General features: G+C 65.9%; 17 protein-coding genes. 11 read left to right on the forward strand and 6 right to left on the reverse strand.

Features of this window, described 5'->3' with window-relative positions:
• Both ACFQEU_RS03405 and ACFQEU_RS03410 read right to left on the reverse strand, forming a co-directional pair.
• Positions 1-645: DUF8054 domain-containing protein (locus tag ACFQEU_RS03405; RefSeq protein WP_465261113.1), on the reverse strand; the 645-nt coding region annotated here is incomplete at its 3' end.
• A gap of 70 nt (positions 646-715) precedes the next feature.
• Positions 716-1,153, reverse strand: coding sequence for a hypothetical protein (locus tag ACFQEU_RS03410; RefSeq protein WP_379779300.1), 438 nt, complete (start codon positions 1,151-1,153; stop codon positions 716-718).
• A 274-nt stretch (positions 1,154-1,427) separates the two neighbouring features.
• Between ACFQEU_RS03410 and ACFQEU_RS03415 the strand changes: the two genes are divergently transcribed.
• The 4 genes from ACFQEU_RS03415 to ACFQEU_RS03430 are packed head-to-tail and all read left to right on the forward strand — an operon-like array spanning position 1,428 to position 6,077.
• Positions 1,428-2,870 carry a substrate-binding domain-containing protein gene (locus ACFQEU_RS03415; RefSeq protein WP_379779302.1) on the forward strand — a complete coding sequence of 481 codons (1,443 nt, stop codon included), beginning with the start codon at positions 1,428-1,430 and terminating at the stop codon, positions 2,868-2,870.
• A gap of 15 nt (positions 2,871-2,885) precedes the next feature.
• Complete coding sequence (locus ACFQEU_RS03420) at positions 2,886-3,908, forward strand: carbohydrate ABC transporter permease (protein ID WP_379779304.1); 1,023 nt, start codon at positions 2,886-2,888, stop codon at positions 3,906-3,908.
• The gene (locus ACFQEU_RS03425; protein ID WP_379779306.1) at positions 3,908-4,945 is read left to right on the forward strand and encodes a carbohydrate ABC transporter permease; all 1,038 of its coding nucleotides are present in this window, start codon (positions 3,908-3,910) and stop codon (positions 4,943-4,945) included. The genes ACFQEU_RS03420 and ACFQEU_RS03425 overlap by 1 nt, the downstream gene beginning before the upstream one ends.
• Positions 4,946-4,949: 4 nt before the next feature.
• A complete protein-coding gene (locus ACFQEU_RS03430; RefSeq protein WP_379779308.1) occupies positions 4,950-6,077 on the forward strand; it encodes an ABC transporter ATP-binding protein in 1,128 nt (375 codons plus the stop codon).
• Positions 6,078-6,148: 71 nt separating this feature from the next.
• Here the strand turns inward: ACFQEU_RS03430 and ACFQEU_RS03435 are convergent, their stop codons facing one another.
• Both ACFQEU_RS03435 and ACFQEU_RS03440 read right to left on the reverse strand, forming a co-directional pair.
• On the reverse strand, positions 6,149-7,933 hold the full coding sequence (locus tag ACFQEU_RS03435) for an alpha-glucosidase (RefSeq protein WP_379779310.1): 1,785 nt from the start codon (positions 7,931-7,933) through the stop codon (positions 6,149-6,151).
• A gap of 95 nt (positions 7,934-8,028) precedes the next feature.
• A complete protein-coding gene (locus ACFQEU_RS03440) occupies positions 8,029-9,099 on the reverse strand; it encodes a TrmB family transcriptional regulator (RefSeq protein ID WP_379779312.1) in 1,071 nt (356 codons plus the stop codon).
• Between the two features lie 300 nt (positions 9,100-9,399).
• On the opposite strand from ACFQEU_RS03440, the gene ACFQEU_RS03445 reads away from it, so the two are divergent.
• On the forward strand, positions 9,400-10,755 hold the full coding sequence (locus tag ACFQEU_RS03445) for a glycoside hydrolase family 68 protein (protein WP_379779314.1): 1,356 nt from the start codon (positions 9,400-9,402) through the stop codon (positions 10,753-10,755).
• Positions 10,756-10,859: 104 nt separating this feature from the next.
• Here the strand turns inward: ACFQEU_RS03445 and ACFQEU_RS03450 are convergent, their stop codons facing one another.
• Entirely contained in the window at positions 10,860-13,022 is a 2,163-nt protein-coding gene (locus ACFQEU_RS03450; protein WP_379779316.1) for a glycoside hydrolase family 32 protein, read from the reverse strand.
• Between the two features lie 114 nt (positions 13,023-13,136).
• On the opposite strand from ACFQEU_RS03450, the gene ACFQEU_RS03455 reads away from it, so the two are divergent.
• From ACFQEU_RS03455 to ACFQEU_RS03475, 5 genes are all read left to right on the forward strand, one after another.
• Entirely contained in the window at positions 13,137-13,451 is a 315-nt protein-coding gene (locus tag ACFQEU_RS03455; RefSeq protein WP_379779318.1) for a YbjQ family protein, read from the forward strand.
• A gap of 68 nt (positions 13,452-13,519) precedes the next feature.
• Positions 13,520-14,431, forward strand: a complete 912-nt coding sequence (locus ACFQEU_RS03460) for an ABC transporter substrate-binding protein (protein WP_379779320.1) — start codon at positions 13,520-13,522, stop codon at positions 14,429-14,431.
• A 9-nt stretch (positions 14,432-14,440) separates the two neighbouring features.
• Entirely contained in the window at positions 14,441-15,169 is a 729-nt protein-coding gene (locus ACFQEU_RS03465) for an ABC transporter permease (protein WP_379779322.1), read from the forward strand.
• A complete protein-coding gene (locus ACFQEU_RS03470) occupies positions 15,169-15,978 on the forward strand; it encodes an amino acid ABC transporter ATP-binding protein (protein WP_379779324.1) in 810 nt (269 codons plus the stop codon). Before ACFQEU_RS03465 ends, ACFQEU_RS03470 begins: the two co-directional genes overlap by 1 nt.
• Before the next feature lie 54 nt (positions 15,979-16,032).
• A complete protein-coding gene (locus tag ACFQEU_RS03475) occupies positions 16,033-16,728 on the forward strand; it encodes a TOBE domain-containing protein (protein ID WP_379779326.1) in 696 nt (231 codons plus the stop codon).
• Positions 16,729-17,023: 295 nt separating this feature from the next.
• Here ACFQEU_RS03475 and ACFQEU_RS03480 read toward each other — a convergent pair whose 3' ends face one another.
• Positions 17,024-18,700 carry an acyl-CoA mutase large subunit family protein gene (locus tag ACFQEU_RS03480; protein ID WP_379779328.1) on the reverse strand — a complete coding sequence of 559 codons (1,677 nt, stop codon included), beginning with the start codon at positions 18,698-18,700 and terminating at the stop codon, positions 17,024-17,026.
• Positions 18,701-18,775: 75 nt separating this feature from the next.
• Between ACFQEU_RS03480 and ACFQEU_RS03485 the strand changes: the two genes are divergently transcribed.
• Complete coding sequence (locus ACFQEU_RS03485) at positions 18,776-19,441, forward strand: O-methyltransferase (protein WP_379779330.1); 666 nt, start codon at positions 18,776-18,778, stop codon at positions 19,439-19,441.
• Positions 19,442-19,515 lie beyond the last annotated feature (74 nt).

The following is a 19,515-nucleotide window of genomic DNA, read 5'->3' on the forward strand; positions in this document are numbered from 1 at the left end:
GGCCTCGGCGATCGCGACCGCGCGGTCCAGCCAGGCGTCGCTGTCCCCGGCGAGAAGCACACGGTCGCCGTGAGCTGATCCCTCGACGTCCGAGAACGAGGCTGCCGCCGTCCGAGCGGCGAGCTCGGGACCGGAGAGCGCCCGGAGCTCCGCCATCCGATCGAGCCACGCGTCGTAGAACCCGTCCGCGAGGACGAGCCTGTCCCCGTCTGCGACGACGACGCCGGCCTCAAGGAGCGTCTCGAACACTGTCTCCGGGTCGATGCCCCGGTCCGGCGTTAGCGCGATCGAGTCCGAATCGCCTGCTGCCGGGCCGTGTCCGAACTCGACCGGCAGCGGCTCGGCGAGTCGCGGAGCGAATCGGGGGGTCCCGGGAACGACGTACCCGCGGAGCCAGATCGAGAGCGCGCCGATCGCGCCGATCACGACGCCGAGCCGTCGGTCACGCCGCGACGCGGCCGCAACGGCGACGAGGACGAGAACCGAGTTGAGGGCCGTACACGGGATACATCGGTTCTCGCCGGTGTACGCCGATCGGCGAAGCGGTTCGATGGCGTCGTCAAGTACCCCGACGCGGTCGCGAAGCGACTCGATGGCGTCGTCGAGCCCTTCGTCTCGGTCGCGGTCGATCAGGGAGCGGAACACGGATGAGATAGACGACCTGGACCGTATAAATACGTGTGCGACAGCGGCTTCGGTATCGAGTTCCGGTCGGTCACATCCGCGCTGCGGGCTTCCGCAGCGGGTCCCCGTAGACGGCACGATACACGCGCGGGAACGCCGCGAGACCGAGCGGCTGGACGACCCCGCCAGCGAGCGCCACCCAGAGCGTGCCGAGCTCGATCGCGACGGCGGCGACGCCGAGGGTCGCCGCGAGGAACAGCACGCTGAAGTAGCCGACGCGGAGGGGGATCGACGTCAGCTCCGACCGACGTGGCCACATGCCGGTATCGACCGTCTTCGTTCGGAGAGCGGCGATCGCGACGCTCCCGGTGGCGATCGCGAGGAGTCCGGCGATCGGGATCGCGTCCGGATACCGTTCCTGAAGCACAAGCAACGCCGCGAACGCCGGTGAAGAGAGCACCGCGAGCTCCATCCCGCCGAAGAACACCTGCTCTACCGACCCGAGAAGCCGACGCGTGCGATTACCCATCGTTTCGGAGATCCATGAGGCTCGTTCGATTGGGTACTGGCTATGGGTGCTATTCAAACCCCCGAAAGGGCGATAACCGCAGTCGAGGGGCGGTCGACGTCCCCGGGTGATCCCGGGTGTGTCCCGTCGACGGAGTCGTAACGAACGAGCATACTCCCTGTGGCGCTCAAGCAACTCCGGCCGTCCCGATCCGTCGTTGAGGCTGTTTGTCGGGATCGTCTGTTTGAATTAATCCCATGATTATATGTGGGGGTAATCTGTAACAACACCCGTGATGAGTAATACCGAAAACGATCACACAGAGGGGTCGCGGAGCGTCTCGCGAAGACGGTTCATGCAAGCAACCGGTGTCGCCGGCGTGACGGCCGGCGTCGCTGGCTGTCTTGGTGACGACGACGAGGCAGTCCAGATCACGATGGACGGCGAATGGACCGACATCGAGGACGATGTCATCCAGGCGCTGTACGACGCCGGCCTCGACGAGGATATCGAGGTCGACATCCTCTCCGGCGACTTCGAGACGGGTGCACGGCAGGCGGACTTCACGTCCGCGCTCGACGCGGGGCGTTCCCGGCCGGACATCTTCATGATGGACTCGGGTTGGACGATCCCGTTCGTCGTCCGCGAGCAGCTCGTCAACCTCAGCGAGGAGCTCTCCTCGGACACCGTCGACTACGTCCAGGACAGCTACCTCTCGGCGGCCGTTGACACCGCGAGCCACCCGGAGACCGGCGACCTGTACGGGCTCCCCCTGTTCCCGGACTACCCGATGATCCACTACCGCAAGGACCTCGTCGAGGAGGCGGGATACGACCCGGACGGCGAGAACTGGGCCACGGAGCCGATGTCTTGGCAGGAGTTCGCCGAGGTCGTCGCCGACGTCTGGGACCAGAACCCCGACATGGAGTACGGTTTCACGACGCAGGGTGACAACTACGAGGGGACCTCCTGTTGTGCGTTCAACGAGATCATGACGTCGATGGGAGGTGCGTACTTCGGCGACCATGAGAACCTCTTCGGGCCGGTCGGCGACCGACCCATCACGGTCGACGAGGAACCCGTCCACGAGACGCTCCGGATGATGCGGTCGTTCATGTACGGCCCCGACGCGGAGGACGCGCATCCGGACTTCCCGCAGATCACGACCTCGGACCTCGTCGAGTTCACCGAGGAGCCGTCGCGCGAGCCGTTCACCGGCGGTAACGCGATCTTCCATCGCAACTGGCCGTACGTCATCCCGATCAATGCGACCGACGCCGCCTTCGACTTCGAGGACCACGCGGTCATGCCGATGCCGTACGGCGTCGAGGAGGGTGAGGGTGCGCACGCGGGCACCGGCGGCACTCAGCACGCGCTCGGCGGCTGGCATCTCACTGTCAATCCGAACACGCCGCGGCTGGACGAGTCGCTTCAGGTCCTCGAGGCGTTCGCGAACGAGAACGTGATGCTCACGAACTTCGAGGAGGGCGGGTACATCCCCCCGGACCCGTCGGTGACTCAGGGTGCGGACCCCGACGCGTTGGACAACCTCGGACGCTTCCTCGACACGATCGCGGTCGCGGGCGAGAACACGGTCGCACGGCCCGTGACGACCGCGTGGCCGGAGCAGTCGCCGCTGATCTCCTCGGAGATCCACGACGCGTACACGGGTGAAAAGACTCCCGAGGAAGCGATGTCGGACCTCGAGAGCGCGCTCGAACAGGCGGAACAGCAGTAACCCGGGTGAACGGGGATGTCATCAGACACGGGATCTGGCGGGGCGGGGGGTGGTGAGACCGGAACGCGTCTGCTCGCACGGCCGCTCAACTGGCTCGAGACGCAGACCGAACAGGTGTACGCCTACGTCCTGCTGCTTCCGGCGTTCCTGCTGCTCGCGGCGATCGCGTTCTATCCGCTGATACAAACGTTCCGGTTCTCGCTGCTCCGCGACGAGGTCGATCAGGCCGACCCGTTCGGCGCGTTCGTCGGGTTGGACAACTACGTCGACCTGCTGACGGGGTCGGCACGCGTCCCACGACAGTTCGTCGATGTCGCGTTCACGAGCGGGTTCCCGTTCATCGAGCTCGGGACTCCGTTCTTCCGGCAGGCGCTGCTGGTGACGCTCGCGTTCGCGATCATCAGCGTCCTCTTCGAGACCCTGATCGGCTTCGGGCAGGCGCTCGTGATCGACAAGGAGTTCTACGGTCGTCGGTGGGTCCGGGTCGCGATCATCATCCCGTGGGCCATCCCCATCGTCATTCAGGGAATGATCTTCTTCCTGCTGTTCAACCCGACCATCGGGTTCGGTGCCGACTTCATGCAGTGGCTCGGCGTGTTCGGCGACAACCCGCTGGCGAGCAGCTCCGACTCGTTCCTGATCGTGTTGGTCGCCGACATCTGGAAGACGGCGGCGTTCATGGCACTGCTGATCCTCGCCGGACTCCAGAGCATCGATCGCGGGCTCTACGACGTCGCGAAGGTGTCGGGGGCGTCGCCGTGGCAGCGGTTCAAGTACATCACGCTGCCGCTTGTCGCCCCGGCGCTCATCGTCGCGATGCTGTTCCGGACGATGGACGCGATGCGGATCTACGGGCTCATCGACGCGACCGCTGGCTGTCAGACGGTTCCGTCGTTGACCTGTCTCGTGATCATCTCGCTCAACCAGACCCGACGATGGGCGACCGCCTCCGCGGTCGCGTTCCTCACCGCGGTCGTGATCGGCGTGTTCGTCGCCGTCTACTTGATCGGGCTCCGTGACACGGAGGGTGGTCTCTGATGAGCGGACGCGACGACGTCGAGCTGGGCGAGATGGGGCGCGCCGAGGAGCCGGATCTCGACCGCGGCGTGGTCGAGGCGTGGGCCGCGCGGATGATCTCGAATCCGGACCGTGCGTACAAGGCAGCGTTCTACACGGCGACGGTGTTCTTCCTCGTCACCACGCTGTTCCCGTTCTACTGGCTGTTCATGGTGGCGCTCACGCCCCGAGCACAGCTCGGCAGCACCGGCGTGCTCACTCCCGGCGGGACGCCACGAGGGGAGGTCGACCTACCCCTGATCGACGCGACGCTCGGGTATCCGACCGGACTGCCGGCGGATATCAACGTGCTCGCGTTCGTCGAGATCTTCCAGCGGCTCCCGTTCCACCGGTACGTGTTCAACAGCTTCCTGATCGCGACGGTGGCGACGGTCGCGGTGTTGCTCGTTGCGAGCCTCGCCGGCTACGTGTTCGGCCGGCTCCGGTTCCGCGGAAAGAACGTGTTGCTGTTGGGCGTCCTCGTTACGTCCTTCTTCCCGCCCGCGGCCTTCTTCGTGCCGCTAAACCGGCTGTTCAACACGAACATCGACGTCCTGCGACCGCTGATGCAGGACGGATCGCTGTACAACACGCCACACGCCATCTTCATCCCGCTGTCGGCGATCTTCCTGCCGCTGTCGATCTTCATCCTCATGACGTTCTACGCACAGATCCCCGACGGGTTGGAGGACGCGGCACGCGTCGAGGGGACGACCCGGCTCGGCGCGCTGTTCCGGGTGATCGTGCCGCTGTCGGCACCCGGCGTCGCGACCGCCGGCGTGTTGACGTTCATCTCGGTGTACAACGAGTACTTCTTCTCCTCGCTGATGACGGACGGCAGCCCGGAGAACTGGGCACCGATGCTGGAGGGCGTCCTCCGGTTCCAGGGGGAGTTCGAAGTGCTGTTCAACCTCATGGCGGCCGCCAGTATCGTCGCGGTGTTACCCGTCGCGATACTGGTGATCGTGGCACAGGAGAAGATCGTGAGCGGACTCACCGCGGGCGCACTCAAGGAGTAAATCAATGGCATCAGTCACACTAAACGGCATCACGAAACGGTACGGGGACGAGATCGCGGTCGACGACATGAACCTGGAGATCAACGACGGGGAGTTCGTTACCTTCGTCGGCCCCTCCGGGTGCGGCAAGTCGACGACCATGCAGACGATCGCCGGGCTCACGATCCCCACTGAGGGATCGGTCGAGATCGGCGGGCGGGACGTGACGAACCTCCCGCCGAAAGACCGGGGGATATCGATGGTGTTCCAGAACATCGCGCTGTTCCCCCACATGGACGTGTACGACAACATCTCCTTCGGGCTCCGCTTGCGGAAGTACGACCAGGAGGAGGTCGACCGCCGGGTCGAGGAGGCGGCCGACGTCGTCCAGCTCGGGGGGATGATGGACCGGATGCCCGAGGAGATGTCCGGCGGCCAGCGCCAGCGCGTCGCGATCGCCAGAGCGATCGTCCGGGAGCCGGAGGTGTTCCTGATGGACGAGCCGCTTGCGAACCTCGACGCCGAGCTGAAGGTCCACATGCGGACGCAGCTCCAGCGGCTCCACCGTAAGCTCGACACCACCATCATCTACGTCACCCACGACCAGGCGCAAGCGATGACGATGTCCGACCGGATCGCCGTGATCGACTCGGGCGAGCTCCAGCAGGTCGACCCGCCGCTGAAGTGTTACAACGAGCCGGACAACCTGTTCGTCGCCGGCTTCATCGGGTCGCCAGCGATGAACTTCATCGAGGGGCAGGTGACGACGGACGGGTTCGAATCCCGTTACACCGACCTCTCGTTCGACCCCGACATCCAGGGGGTCGACGTGGGACAGGACGTGACCGTCGGTGTCCGACCGGAGAACATCCATCTCGCCGCCGAACGCGACAAGGCGGAGGAGCCGACGCGCCCGCTCGAGGCGATCGTCGACGTCATCGAGCCGATGGGCGATAAGGTGTTCGCGTACCTGCTGTCCGACGAAAGCGTCGAGGCCAGCGCCGAGGGCCGTGGCGAGGGACAGCTGTTGATCAACCTCCCGCCGGACACCACGATCCAGGAGGGCGACGACGTCGAGATCGTGCTCGACCGCACGAACGTCCACCTCTTCGATACGGCGAGCGGCGACGCGATCCGGCACGAACTGGCGTAGCCCGGATCTCGGTTTCCGTCCGCTTCCCGTTCCCGTTTCTGCTTGTATTCCTGTTTCTCCCGTACCTGTCGCTACGAGGTCGGAACCCGATAGATAACCGATTCGTACGGGTCGAGCTCGACACGCCGAGGATGCATTGGCGGATCCGCCCGGTTCGCGAGCGCGACCGTGGCGTCGGCGGTCGGAACCGCCTCCGGCGTCTCGAACGCCGTCCTCGACGCCGAGAAGTTACACAGGACCACCAGCTCGTGGTCCGCGCCGTCCAGCGTCCGGCGGATCGCGTACACCGTCTCGTGTTCGGGTGCGAGTAGTTCGAAGTCACCGTACACCAGCACGTCGTCGACGTCGCGGAGCGTGATCAGCTCCCGGTAGTACTCCAGCACCGAGCGGTCGGCACCGATCTGCGCCTCGACGTTCACTTCCGTGTGGTCATCGGCGACGGGGATCCACGGCTCCCCCTCGGTGAAGCCGGCGTGCTCGTCGTCGCTCCACTGCATCGGCGTTCGGGCGTGGTCCCGACTGAACCGTTCGAGCCGGGGGCGAACGGCGTCGAACGGTTCGCCCGCTTCCCGTCGACGGTCCCAGTAGTTGCGTGCCCAGACGTCCCGGAGATCCGTCGGTGACTCGAAGCTGACGTTGCTCATCCCGATCTCTTCGCCCTGATAGACGAACGGCGTCCCCCGGTGCCCGTGGATACAGGTCGCGAGCATCGTTGCCGACTCGTAGCGGAACCGCTCGTCGCCGAACCGCGAGAGCCCGCGAGGCTGGTCGTGGTTGCTGTGGTAGAGACTGACCCACGCGCCGCGGTCGACCGCCGCCTGCCACTCGGCCATTACCGATTTGAGCTCCGGGAGCGTCCACTCGCGGGGCTCCCACCGGTCGTGGCGATCGAGGTTCATGTGCTCGAAGAAGATCGTCATGTCGATGGCGTTCGACTCTCGACCGGTCACGTCGATCGCGGTCTCGGGGTCGATCTCGGAACACTCCCCGATCGAGACAGTCTCTTCCCGGCGATCGCCGAACCCCTTTGCCGCCAGCTCGTCGAAGAACTCGTGCATTCTGGGGCCGTTGACGAACTGTTCGGACCCGACGAGGAAGTCGCTCTCGGGATCGCCGTCCGGTAACCCCTCGACTTTGGAGATCAGGTTGATCACGTCGAGACGGAACCCGTCGATGTCGCGTTCGAGCCACCACTGAACGATATCGTACAACTCCTCGCGGACGGTCGGGTTCTCCCAGTTGAGATCCGGCTGTTCAGACGCGAAGAGGTGGAGGTGGTACGATTCGCGCTCCTCGTCGTAGCTCCACGCCGGCCCTTCGAAGTACGACTCCCAGTTGTTCGGGTACTGGTCCCCATCGCGCAAAGTGTTCGGCTCGTCCCTGTCGCTCGCGGTGTCCGGCTCCGTCTCGTCGGCCGCAGCGCTCGGGCCTTCCGGACCGTCACGCCAGATGTAATAGTCGGCGTACTCCCCTTCTCCCGCTCGCGAGCGCTGGAACCAGGCGTGTTGATCGGACGTGTGGTTCAACACGAGATCCATCACGATCCGGATGTCGCGGTCGTGGAGCTCCGACACCAGCCGCTCCCAGTCATCCATCGAACCGTACGCCGGGTCGATGGCGCGGTAATCGGCGACGTCGTACCCGTTGTCGACGTCGGGCGACTCGTACACCGGGTTCAACCAGACGCAGTCGACGCCGAGGTAGTCGAGGTACTCGACCTTCTCGACGATCCCTGGAATGTCGCCGAGCCCGTCGCCGTCGGTGTCGTTGAAGCTGCGCGGATATATCTGGTAGATCACGGCCTCCTTCCACCACGCCGGATCGCTAACCACATTAGTGGTGTCTGATCGGCTCATGTGTCGTGGTACCGAGTCAGGTTATATAGTAGAGACGGTTCAGGACGGGAACCGCTCGCTCCGTCGACACCGACCGATACCCCCCGAGGCTCGTGCTATTGGTCGATCGAGAGGACGGTGAGACGGTGGGCTTCGATCTCCTCGATCATCGCCCCCCAGCCGCCAACCTCGATCGGCCCCTCTTCGGTGTCGACGATGAGGGCGACCTGACCGCCGTAGCTCGCGATCGACCCGAGGTCACGGGGGGAGTCGGTGTCGGTGAGGAGCACGTCACGGACGGTCCCGTCGACGACTCGTTTCTCCCCTGTATCGGTGTCCGCCCCGACGATCCGCACCGTGACCGTGGCTCCCTCTTCGAGCAACGGGAGGACGTCCTGCACGCAGTAGCGGATGTCGGCGTACTCGATCGGCGGGGTGTCGTCGACGTCGGCGTACACTTGTTCCCAGACGTCCCACTGCGTGGTGAGGAAGAACCAGTGGAAGACGTACGTGTGCGTCCGGTCGTCGACGAGCACGCCGTACTCGTTCGTCGACCCCGCATGGGGCGCGAAACACGTCTTCGTGCGGTCGATGATCGCGACGAACGGCGACGGAAGCCGACGGTAGCGGGCCTCCGTACAGACGGTCGCGAGCTCGTCGGCGTCGGGGAGATCCTTCGGGTCGCCGGTGTGCAAGGAGAGGTTGACCTGGACGCCGTCGGCGAGCGCCGCCGCGAGGTCCGGCGCGAACCGGTCGTAGTGGTCGAGATCGAGCGACAGTTGGACTTGGGAGTCAGCCTCGCGGATCGCTTCTTGGGCGTTCTTCAACACCGTCTCGAACTGCTTGACGATGCTGACCGCCGAGGCTTCGAGCTCGGGTTCCGTCCAGCGGCGCTCGATCTCCGAGGCCGCCGTCGTGAACCGTTCGGCCCGCGATTGGAGGTCGCCGATCACGTCGTCCAGGCTGAACGCCCGGGCGTACAGCGACTCCTGTTCGTATATCTCGACGTATCCCTCGTCCTCGAGGTCTCGCAACACGTCGTAGATGCGTTGATCCGGGACGCTGCTCCGGTCGGCGATGGTCGTCGCGGGGGCGGAACCGAGCTCCAACACCGCGACGTACGCGTCGGCCTGATACGGCGAGAGTCCCGCGTCCTCGAGCACCGCGATGAGCTCCGATCGGTCCACGCGGTTACCTCCGGAGGGGAACGGGTACCCGACCACAAGCGGTACGGCCGGGACACCGAGCAGGCGGGGTCTGGTGGCTGTTCGACATTATCGAACATGGGGGTGCCGGACATAAAAAGTATTTATAATCATTCAGGGGACGACGCGGCGGGACGAACGATGGCGGATCGGCACGGATACGGTTCGTTAGTGGCTGAAACCCTCTATCTCCATGCTTCGGTGTAGCGACCGAGACGGGTTCCGATCGTCGAGCGTGGGCGAAGCTGAACGCTTTTACTCTCGGGTGTGAGTAACGTCCATATGACGAATACGCCCGGAGCGAACCCGGACGGCGAGCGTTCTCGATGGCGCCGGGAACACGTAGCGGGGATAGAACGGACGGTTGACACCGTCGCGTCGCCGACGTCGCCACCGGCCGACGATTCCACATCGGCCGACCCCGCATCGGACGTGTACGTCTGGGACACGTGGCTTCTCCGGGGACGGAACGGGGAAATCGCGACGATCGACGGCTGGCAGGTCGCGTTCTCGCTCACGGCGACCCGGGAGCTCCTGCCTGGCGAGCGACACGACGTCGCGGAGATCCGGTGTTTCTACTCGGCGGACGGCCGGACGTGGCACGACGGCGGACCGGTTTTCGACGGCGACGCGCTCGGCCAACGACAGTGGGCCGGCTCCGCGCTGTACGACGACGGCTCGGTGTACCTGTACTACACCGCCGCCGGCGACGACGACGCCGACGAGATGACGTACACCCAGCGGATCGCCGTCGCCCACGGGGGAACCGTCGTCGCGGACGCGGACGGGGTACACGTCGACGGACCGTGGACCCACGAGGTGTTGTTACGGCCCGACGGCGACTGGTACGAGACCAGCGACCAGTCGGAAGGGATGATCTACACCTTCCGTGACCCGTGGTTTTTCGAGGATCCCGCGACCGGGGAGACGTACCTCCTGTTCGAGGCCAACGCCCCCGTCACCGACGCCGATATCGGGGACGAACCCTCGATAGATCCTGCCGCGCGGGAGTTCAACGGCTGCGTCGGGGTCGCCGTCTCGGCAACGGGTGACCCGCTCTCGTGGGAGCTGCAGCCGCCGTTACTGGACGCGATCGGCGTCAACCAGGAGCTCGAACGGCCGCACGTCGTCGTTCACGACGACCGGTACTACCTGTTCGTCTCCAGCCATTTCCACACGTTCGCGCCCGGCGTCTCGGGGTATGACGCCCTCTACGGGTTCGTCTCCGACACCCTCCGCGGGGAGTACCAGCCGCTAAACGGCTCCGGGCTGGTGGTCACGAACCCACCGGACGCGCCGTATCAGGCGTACTCCTGGATGGCGTTCCCACACGCCGAGGAGGTGTTGGTCCAGAGCTTCCTCAACTACCACGACTTCGCCGGCGAGTCGCTCGACGAGGTCGCGGAGTTGCCAGCGGCCGAACAGCGTGACCGATTCGGGGGAACGCTCGCACCGACACTCCGGCTCGCTGTCGACGGTAACCGGACGCGGATCACGGGCGAGCTGGCCCACTGGCGGATCCCTCGAGCCGACGAGGAGCTCTCGCCTCCGAATCGGCGGAATGCCGTCCCCGACCTCGGTGACACTCGCGACCGAGGTGGCTGGGGCGAACGCGAGGGATACGGCGGGTATCAGTAGCTCGACCCGGCCGAACCTGAAGACTACGCGGTCGAACAGGGTGATTCGGCCGATCCACGGCCGGTACCGCCGGAGACGGAGTCGCCGTCACCGAGGAGCTAATGTCAACGCATGATCCCGCCGAGCTTCCACGCCGAGAGCGATCCGACGCTCGCGCGGCCCCCTTCCGCACTCATCGAGACCCCGACTGCGTCTTCGCGGGTGGGATACACCCTGGTCGTCAGACAGTGGCGCTCGTTGGCATAGATCTCGATCACCGACCGATCGACGAACACCCGCAGCGACAGCGGCTCGTCGTACGGCGGAACCGGCATCTCTTGGGGGTGCCCCGTCGATCGGTGGTCCTCGCTCGCGTCGTCGCGCTCGACGATCAGGTCGCCGGCGTGCGTGTACCGGATCCGGGTGTGTTCGGCCCGGTCCGGCGTCTCGTGGACCGAGAGCGTGACGCTTTCGGCGTCGTCGATCGCGATATCGAGCGACAGCTCCAGCGTCGCGCCCGCCGCGTCGAGGGACCGTCGTTCGCCGTCCGCGAGGGCAAACGCGTCCGCGGTTTCCAGTCGGTCCTCCCTGAGCTCCGTGAGCTCGGTCGCGGGGCGTTGACGCAGCCGCCCCGCTTCGTCGGTCGTTATCTCCCGCGGGAGCGAGAGGGCGCCGGACCAGCCGGCGTCCCACTGGGCGTCCGGATCGCGAGCCTCCGGGACCCACCCCCAGGTGAGCGTTCGGTCGCCGTCGCGGAGCGACTGGGGCGCGTAGAAGTCGCCGTGGTCGAGTAGTCCCTGCCGCTCGGGCTCGAACGTACCGTTCTCGAACTGGCCCAGAAAGTAGACGACGTTCTCGTAGTCGGAGACGTGGAGCAGCTGCTCGTCGCCGAGGTCGAGCAGCTCCGGGCACTCCCACACCGTGCCCGAGGCGGGCGGCCCGGTCAACACCGGCCCCTCGTACGTCCACTCTCGGAGGTCGGTAGCGGTGTACAGAAGCACCGCGCCGCGACCGTCCGCGAGCCCCGTCCCGATGAGCTGGTACCACGTCCCGTCGTCGCGCCAGATACAGTGGTCGCGGAACTCCGCGCGCCAGTGCTCCGTCTCGAGGAGATCCAAGTCGTCCGGCGGCGACTCGATCACCGGGTTCGATGGGTCCTTGTCCCACCGCCTAAGGGCGGGATCGTCCGTCGTGGCCAAGCAGGGGAGCTGGTCGCGATCCCGGCCGCCGGTGTACACGATCGTCGCGACGCCGTCGTCGTCGACGGCACACCCGGACCAGCAGCCGTCGCGGTCGGGACCGTCCGGAGAGGGCGCGAGCGCGACCGGTTCGTCGGTCCACGTCACGAGGTCGTCGCTGACCGCGTGCCCCCAGTGGATCGTGTTGTGGAACGGGCCGGCCGGGTTGTACTGATAGAAGACGTGGTATTGCCCGTTCCACGTCGTGAGTCCGTTCGGGTCGTTCAGCCAGTTCGCCGGGGCCGTGAGGTGGTACGCCGGTCGGTCCCGTTCGTCGGGGACGCGCTCGCGGAGCGCGCGGAGCGCCTCGGGTGTGGTCGGTCTGGGAGGGGTAGCGTCGCCGGCGGCCAGCCCACGGAGACAGCCAGTGAGGAACCCGTCGCGGGTCTCGGCGAGCGCCGCCGCGCGTCCCTCGTCGGGCGCGAGTGTTCCGTCGAACGTGATCGGGGCACCGACACCGAGGACGCCGCCGTCGTTTCCGGCTTCGTTGGCTCCGCGATCCTCGACGCTCCACGAGACGACCGTCATCCGGCCGGGATCGTCGTCGTCGCCATGGACGGTCGAGGCGAGCACCTCGCCCCGCTCGGGGAGCACGGCCTCGTATTGCACCGCCGGGGCCGTCCCGTGATCGCGGAGCGGGTGGCGGAGCCCGTCCAAGGCCGTTACACTCGGGTGGTCCTCGTACACCGACCGCCAGAGGAGGCCAGTGGACTCGGTGACCGCCTCGTCGAGCACCGTATCCGGCGGGACGCTCTCGACGGACAGGTCGTCGACCGCGGCCATCGCCCGAAGCGACAACAACAGCCCGCCGCCGTCGGCGAGGAACGCCTCGATCGCGGGCCGGGCGGTTTCGAGCGGCGACGGCCCTTCCAACGGGGCAACGCGGTGCCACCAGCAGACGTCGACCGCCTCCGGAACGGTCTCCGTCTCGGCGGCGTTGAGGAGCTCGTGGCTGACGCCGTGGTCGCGGAGCCACTCGATCGCGGCCTCCTGTTCCGGTGAGCGCCCCCCTTCGTGGAGGACCCCGACGTGAACCGACGGCTCGGACATACCGGATGAACTCATCACCGAGTAAAAACCGTGTCGCACTGGTGGTCCGCCCTGCACTTACCCCGTTCGTCTATCGTCGTCATTAGTTAAGTACTCTACCGCCAATGTATGGATATGGAGCTCTCCAACACTGACAGTGTCGCGGGCAGCGAGGTCGTCGAGACGCTGGGTGTCGTTCGCGGCAACACGGTTCGCGCGCGGAACGTCGGTCGGGACTTCACGCAGGGCCTCCGCAACCTCGCGGGTGGGGAACTGAAAGGGTACACGGAGCTGATGACCGACGCCCGTGACGAGGCTCAAGCGCGGATGGTCGAGGAAGCGGAAGCGCTTAACGCCGACGCGGTCGTCAACGTGCGCTTTACGACGTCATCGATCGCCGACAGCGGCGCGGAGATACTCGCGTACGGGACCGCGGTTCGGCTCCGATAGTATAACCGCACCCGGTTACGTAAACGTCGAAATGGATAAGTGCGTAGCCCGGGATCGTTGTATCATCAATGATTCAACGCAGAGCGTTCCTCGCCGCAACCGTCGGCGGGACGGCTGCGGCTCTCGCCGGGTGTGCCGATGATGGCGGGGGAGACGAAGCAGCGATCCTCGACGAGACGCTTACGCTCACGACGACGACAAGCACCTACGACACGGGGCTGCTGGACGAGGTGAACGCCGCGTTCGAAGCCCGGTACGGGGTCGAAGTCCAGGCCATCGCGCGAGGAACTGGAGCGGCACTGGAGACCGGAAGGGCCGGCGACTCGGACGTCGTCATGGTCCACGCCCGCTCGCTCGAAGACGAGTTCCTCAGGGAGGGACACGGCATCAACCGCCGCGATCTGATGTTCAACGACTTCGTCGTCGTCGGGCCCGACGACGATCCCGCCGGGATCGACGGCATGGACGAGGTGACCGAGGCGTTCCGGGCCATCGCCGATGCGGAGGCCACCTTCGTCTCACGCGGCGACAACTCCGGCACGCACGCGAAGGAGCTGGCCATCTGGGACGCGTCGGATGTCGATCCCGGCGGCGAGTGGTACCGCGAAGCCGGGTCCGGGATGGGTGAGGTGCTGAATCAGGCCGACCAGACGCCCGCCTACACCCTCTCGGACCGTGGCACGTTCATTTCTCAGCAATCCGAACTCGACATCGAGATCCGGGTTGAGGGCCCGATCGAGGGCGGGCCGGAGCTCCTCGCTAACCCGTACGGCATCGTCGCGGTGGACCCCGGCGTCCACGAGAACGTCAACTACGACCTCGCGATGGCCTACATCGGGTTCCTTACCTCGCATGAAGGGCAGGAAATCATCGAAGAGTACACCGTTGAGGGTGAGCAGCTGTTCTTCCCCGAGGCGGTCTCGGAAGACCCGAACTTCCGGCAGTACGTGCCCGAGGACTGGTCACCGGACGAGGAGTGACATCCGGCCATGATCGAGTTCGTTTCGTCCGTCCCGGGACTCGTGGACCCCTCCGTTCCGCTCTTTGTCGAGTTCCCCTTCGAGCGGAACTACGTCGAGAGCATCATCGCCGTCTCGCTGTACGTGAGCCTTACGGCCGTCCTGATCAGCACGTTGGTGAGTCTGCCGATCGCGATGCTCGTCGGCTTCTCGGAGTTCCCCGGGAGGGGATCCCTCGTCGCCGTCATCAACACGGGAATGGGGTTCCCGAGCGTCGTCGTCGGCTTAGTCGTCCTCTTCGCCGTTTCGAATCAGGGTCCGCTCGGGCCGCTGAACCTCGTGTTCACGACGGAGGCGATGATATTGTCACAGTTCGTCCTCGCGACGCCGGTTATCACGGGCGTCAGCCTCGCCGCCGTGACCAGCGTCGAGGAGGGGGTCCGTGACGCCGCGTACGCGATGGGTGGGACTCGCGTCGACGTCGCGCTCGTGACGATCAAGGAGGCCCGCTACGGGATCGTCACCGGGGTCCTCGCCGGTCTCGGGCGCGCGATCAGCGAGGTGGGATCGGTGCTCATCGTCGGTGGGAACATCGCCGGTGCCGACGGCACCTCGATCACCCGAACGCTCACGACGGCGATCCAGCTCGAGGCTCGACAGGGCCGCTTCGAGTTGGCGCTGATCCTCGGTGCGATCCTCGTAGTGCTCGTCCTGTCGATCAACGCCATCGTCCTACGGCTCGGCGGGGGTCGTCTCTAATGCAGCAACGCCAGCGGGAACGTGAGCCGGAACAGCGAATCGAAGCGGGACTCTCCGCCAGGAACGTCAGCCACGGCTTCGCCGACACCGACGTTCTCGACGGTGTGACGTTCGGGATCGATCCGGGAGAGACCGTGGCGATAATCGGTCCCTCCGGGACGGGAAAGACCACACTCCTCCGACTGTTGTCGCTCTTTTATCAGCCCGACGCGGGGACCGTCGAGATGGACGGTACCGACGTGTGGTCGCGCTCCGAGCGTGACCGCCTCGCTGTCCGACGCCGGATCGGGATGGTGTTTCAGGAGCCGAACCTCTTCGACGCGACCGTCCGTCGGAACGTGGAGTACGGACGGCATATCCGCCGCGACTGGCGCGATCGGGTCCTGCGGTGGTGCTCGCGGCTCCGCGGGGGGCACACGACTCGCGAGATCACGGAGGCCCTGAAGGTCGTCGGCCTCGCCGACGCGGAGACCCAGTCGGCGTCCTCACTGTCGGGCGGCGAGGCACAGCGAGTCGCGTTCGCCCGCGCGCTCGCCTACGACCCCGACTTCCTGCTGTTGGACGAACCGACGTCGGACCTCGATCCCCGAAACACGGCGGCCATCGAGGAGGCGATAGAGACGGCCCGGAAGCGGGGGCTCGGCGTCGCTGTCGCCACACACGACATGAATCAGGCCGAGCGTATCGCCGATCGAGTGGCGGTGATGCTCGACGGGGGACTCATCGAGGTCGGCCCCGCCGAGCGGGTGTTCACGACGCCCGAGGACCCCCGCGCCCGGAAGTTCATCGAAGGAGAGCTCGTCTATTGAGCCGTGACGATCCGACGGCAAGAACCTAAACGCCTCCCCGAGTAGTCCTCACCGATGGACGAAACGAGCGGGCAGGGACGCGCGACGCTGGTTCGGAACGGGGTCGAGTTCGCCGAGCGTGACGTCGTATTGCTCCGGGAGATCGGCGAGACGGGATCGGTCGCCAGGGCTTCCTCGAACCTCGGCCGCTCGCGTGCCCGGGACCTCTCGCGTATCGAAACGCTCGAATCTGCCTTCGGCGACCTCGTCGAGCGGTATCGCGGCGGGAGTGACGGCGGCGGGAGCCGACTCACGAAGAACGCGATACAGCTGGTAAACCAGTACGAGCGGCTCCAAGTCGTGCTCTCCGCGACTGCACGAGTCCCCGAAACCGTTCTCGAGGGGACGGTCGAGACTGTTACCGGCGAGTTGGCGGACGTGACGACCGGGATCGGAACAGTCCGCGGTCTTCACGACGGGGCCGAACCTGGTGATCACGTCCAGATCCGAATCGGTGCGGACTCGATCACCGTGCTCGAACCGGCTGCGGACCCCGACCCCGATTCAACGAGTGCGAGGAACCGCCTCTCCGGAACGATCGACGGGATCGACCGTGGAAAGACGGTTTTCACCGTCCGTGTCGATGTCGACGGGACCGGTTTTCGAGCACTCGTCACGAAAGACAGTGCCGATCGACTCGCCCTAGTGGAGGGACGTGACGTCGTGATAACTTGGAAGGCAACGGCCACGTGGCTCGCTCACGAGATCTGAATCGGGTGTCTATTTATAAATGAGATCCGTTCAGCTGCTCCCTAGAAGCGGTACGCACATCCCGCGTATTGACCGATCGGGAGAAGCGTCTCACCTGTTGTGATCCGTAACGGCATCACTCAGACACGACCGCGGATGGTCGATTATAATACTCTCTTGATATGTCGCCACTGACCGGCTATGGGTCATCATCGGAGCCACGGGGCCTTTATAACCACACACGTCGACAGGTCGTCGGAGCCGCCCCCATCTTCGTGGGACACTCCGTGAGCGACCCGCTCGGAGGAGTGACCGGCTACCGCCCCGGCTTGTACTCCCCGAACTCGTCGCGGAACACGTCGCTTATCTCTTGAACCGTCGCGTACGCCTTCACCGCGTCGACGACGTGTGGCATGACGTTCTCGTCGCCGCGGGCCGCCTCACGGAGCGACGCGAGCGCGGCGTCGACCGCCTCGCCGTCGCGGTCGGCTTTTATCTCCTGTAAGCGCTCGCGCTGTTCCGCCTCCTGTTCGGGATCGACCTCTTCTAAGTCCATCTCCGGCTCCTCGTCCACTTGGAACTCGTTGACGCCGACGATCACGCGCTCGCCCGCTTCGATCTCCTGCTGGCGCTCGAAGGCGACGTCTTGGATCTGCCGTTGGACCCACTGGCTCTTGACCGCTTCCAGCATCCCGCCGCGGTCGTCGACCTCCTCCAGGATCTCGAAGGCGTCCGCTTCGACCCCGTCGGTGAGGCTCTCGACGTAGTAGCTGCCGGCGAGCGGGTCGATCGTGTCCGCCGCGCCCGACTCGTGTGCGAGGATCTGCTGTGTCCGCAGCGCGGTTCGGACGGACTTCTCGGTGGGTAGCGCGAGCGCCTCGTCCTTCCCGTTCGTGTGGAGGCTCTGGGTCCCGCCGAGCACCGCCGCGAGCGCCTGATACGCCACCCGGACGACGTTGTTCTCGATCTGCTGGGCCGTCAATGTGGAGCCGCCGGTCTGGGTGTGGAACTTCAGCTGTTTGGATTTGGGGTTCTCCGCGCCGAACCGCTCCTCCATGATCTCGGCCCACATCCGGCGAGCCGCCCGGAACTTCGCGGCCTCCTCGAAGACGTTGTTGTGGGCGTTGAAGAAAAAGGAGAGCTGCGGGGCGAACTCGTCCACGTCGAGCCCGGCGTCGACGGCCGCCTGCACGTACTCGATCCCGTTACCGAGCGTGAACGCGACCTCTTGGGCGGCTGTCGATCCCGCTTCCCGGATGTGGTACCCCGAGATGGAGATCGTGTTGAAGTTGGGGACCTCCGCCGCACAGAACTCGAAGATGTCGGTGATGAGCCGCATCGACGGCTCCGGCGGGTAGATGTAGAGGTTCCGCGCGATGTACTCCTTCATCACGTCGTTTTGGATCGTCCCGCGGAGCTCCGTCCGGTCGACGCCCTGCTCGTCGCCCATCGCGATGTACATCGCGAGCAGGACGCTGGCCGGCGCGTTGATCGTCATCGACGTCGACACCTCGTCGAGCGGGATCCCTTCGAACACCGTCTCGAAGTCATCCAACGTGTCGATGGCGACTCCGGACCGTCCGACCTCGCCCTCGGCCATCGCGGCGTCGGAGTCGTACCCCATCTGCGTCGGGAGGTCGAACGCCATCGAGAGCCCTGAAGAGCCCTCGTCGATCAGGTAGCGAAACCGGTTGTTGGTCTCGGCGGCAGTTCCCATTCCGGCGTACTGTCGCATCGTCCACAGCCGCCCGCGGTGCATCGTCGAGTAGACGCCGCGGGTGTACGGTTCCTCGCCGGGGAACCCGGCGTCCTCGCGGTAGTCGTGGTCCGCGACATCCGCGGGGGTGTACAGCGGGTCGACCGACTGGCCGCCCGTGTCGGTGGTGAACTCCGCCTCGCGCTCCCCGAATCGCTCGACGGTGTCGCCGTACGTCCCCTCCTCCCAGGACGCCTTCGCCTCGCGGATCTCGGCCAGTTCCTCGGGGTCGAACATTACGAACACGATGGGCCGACCGGGACTTAACCGTTGTCGGTCACGTTCAAGTGTCACGGCGGTCACCCCGACGACATGGACGTACTCTCCGAGGGTGGACGACGGTTCCTGACGGCGACGGCACCCGAACACACTGCGGTCCAAGCGGAGATGGCCGAGCTCGCCGACGAGTGGGAGTTCCCGATCATCGGCCCGGACGCGGGCGCGGTCCTCCGACTGCTCGCCAGGCTCACCGACGCGGAGCGGGTGTTCGAGTTCGGCTCCGGCTTCGGCTACTCGGCGACGTGGTTCCTGCGGGGCGGTGCCGACGCGGTGATCTGTACAGAGTTCGATGTCGAGGAGGCCGAACGGGGTCGCGAGCTCGCGCGGTCGTACGGCTACGACGACGCCGTCACTTTCGAGGTCGGCGACGCGATGGAAACGATCGACCGGTACGACGGTCCCTTCGACGTCGTGTTGATCGACCACCAGAAGTCGCGCTACCTCGACGCGTTCCGCGAGGTCCTCCCGAAACTCCGCCACGGGGACGTCGTCGTCGCCGACAACATCGCTCGCGGACCGATCGACTTCGAGCGACTGGTCGACCACGCGGCGGACGGGCGGCCGCTGCCGACCACCGAGGCGGACGCGCAGACACACGGGATCGGGACGTACGTCGAGGCAGTCCGTGCGAACGACGCGGTCGAAACGGCGATCCTCCCGGTCGGGTCGGGGATCGCGGTGTCGACGCGCGTCGAGTGACCGGTCAGTACTCGACGACCCCGGCGTACCGGTCGACGACGAGCACGGCTGCCGCCCCGACGACCGCCGCGGCC

This window comes from Halorubrum tibetense, assembly GCF_042661865.1.
In the GTDB taxonomy this organism is placed as follows: Archaea; Halobacteriota; Halobacteria; order Halobacteriales; family Haloferacaceae; genus Halorubrum; species Halorubrum tibetense.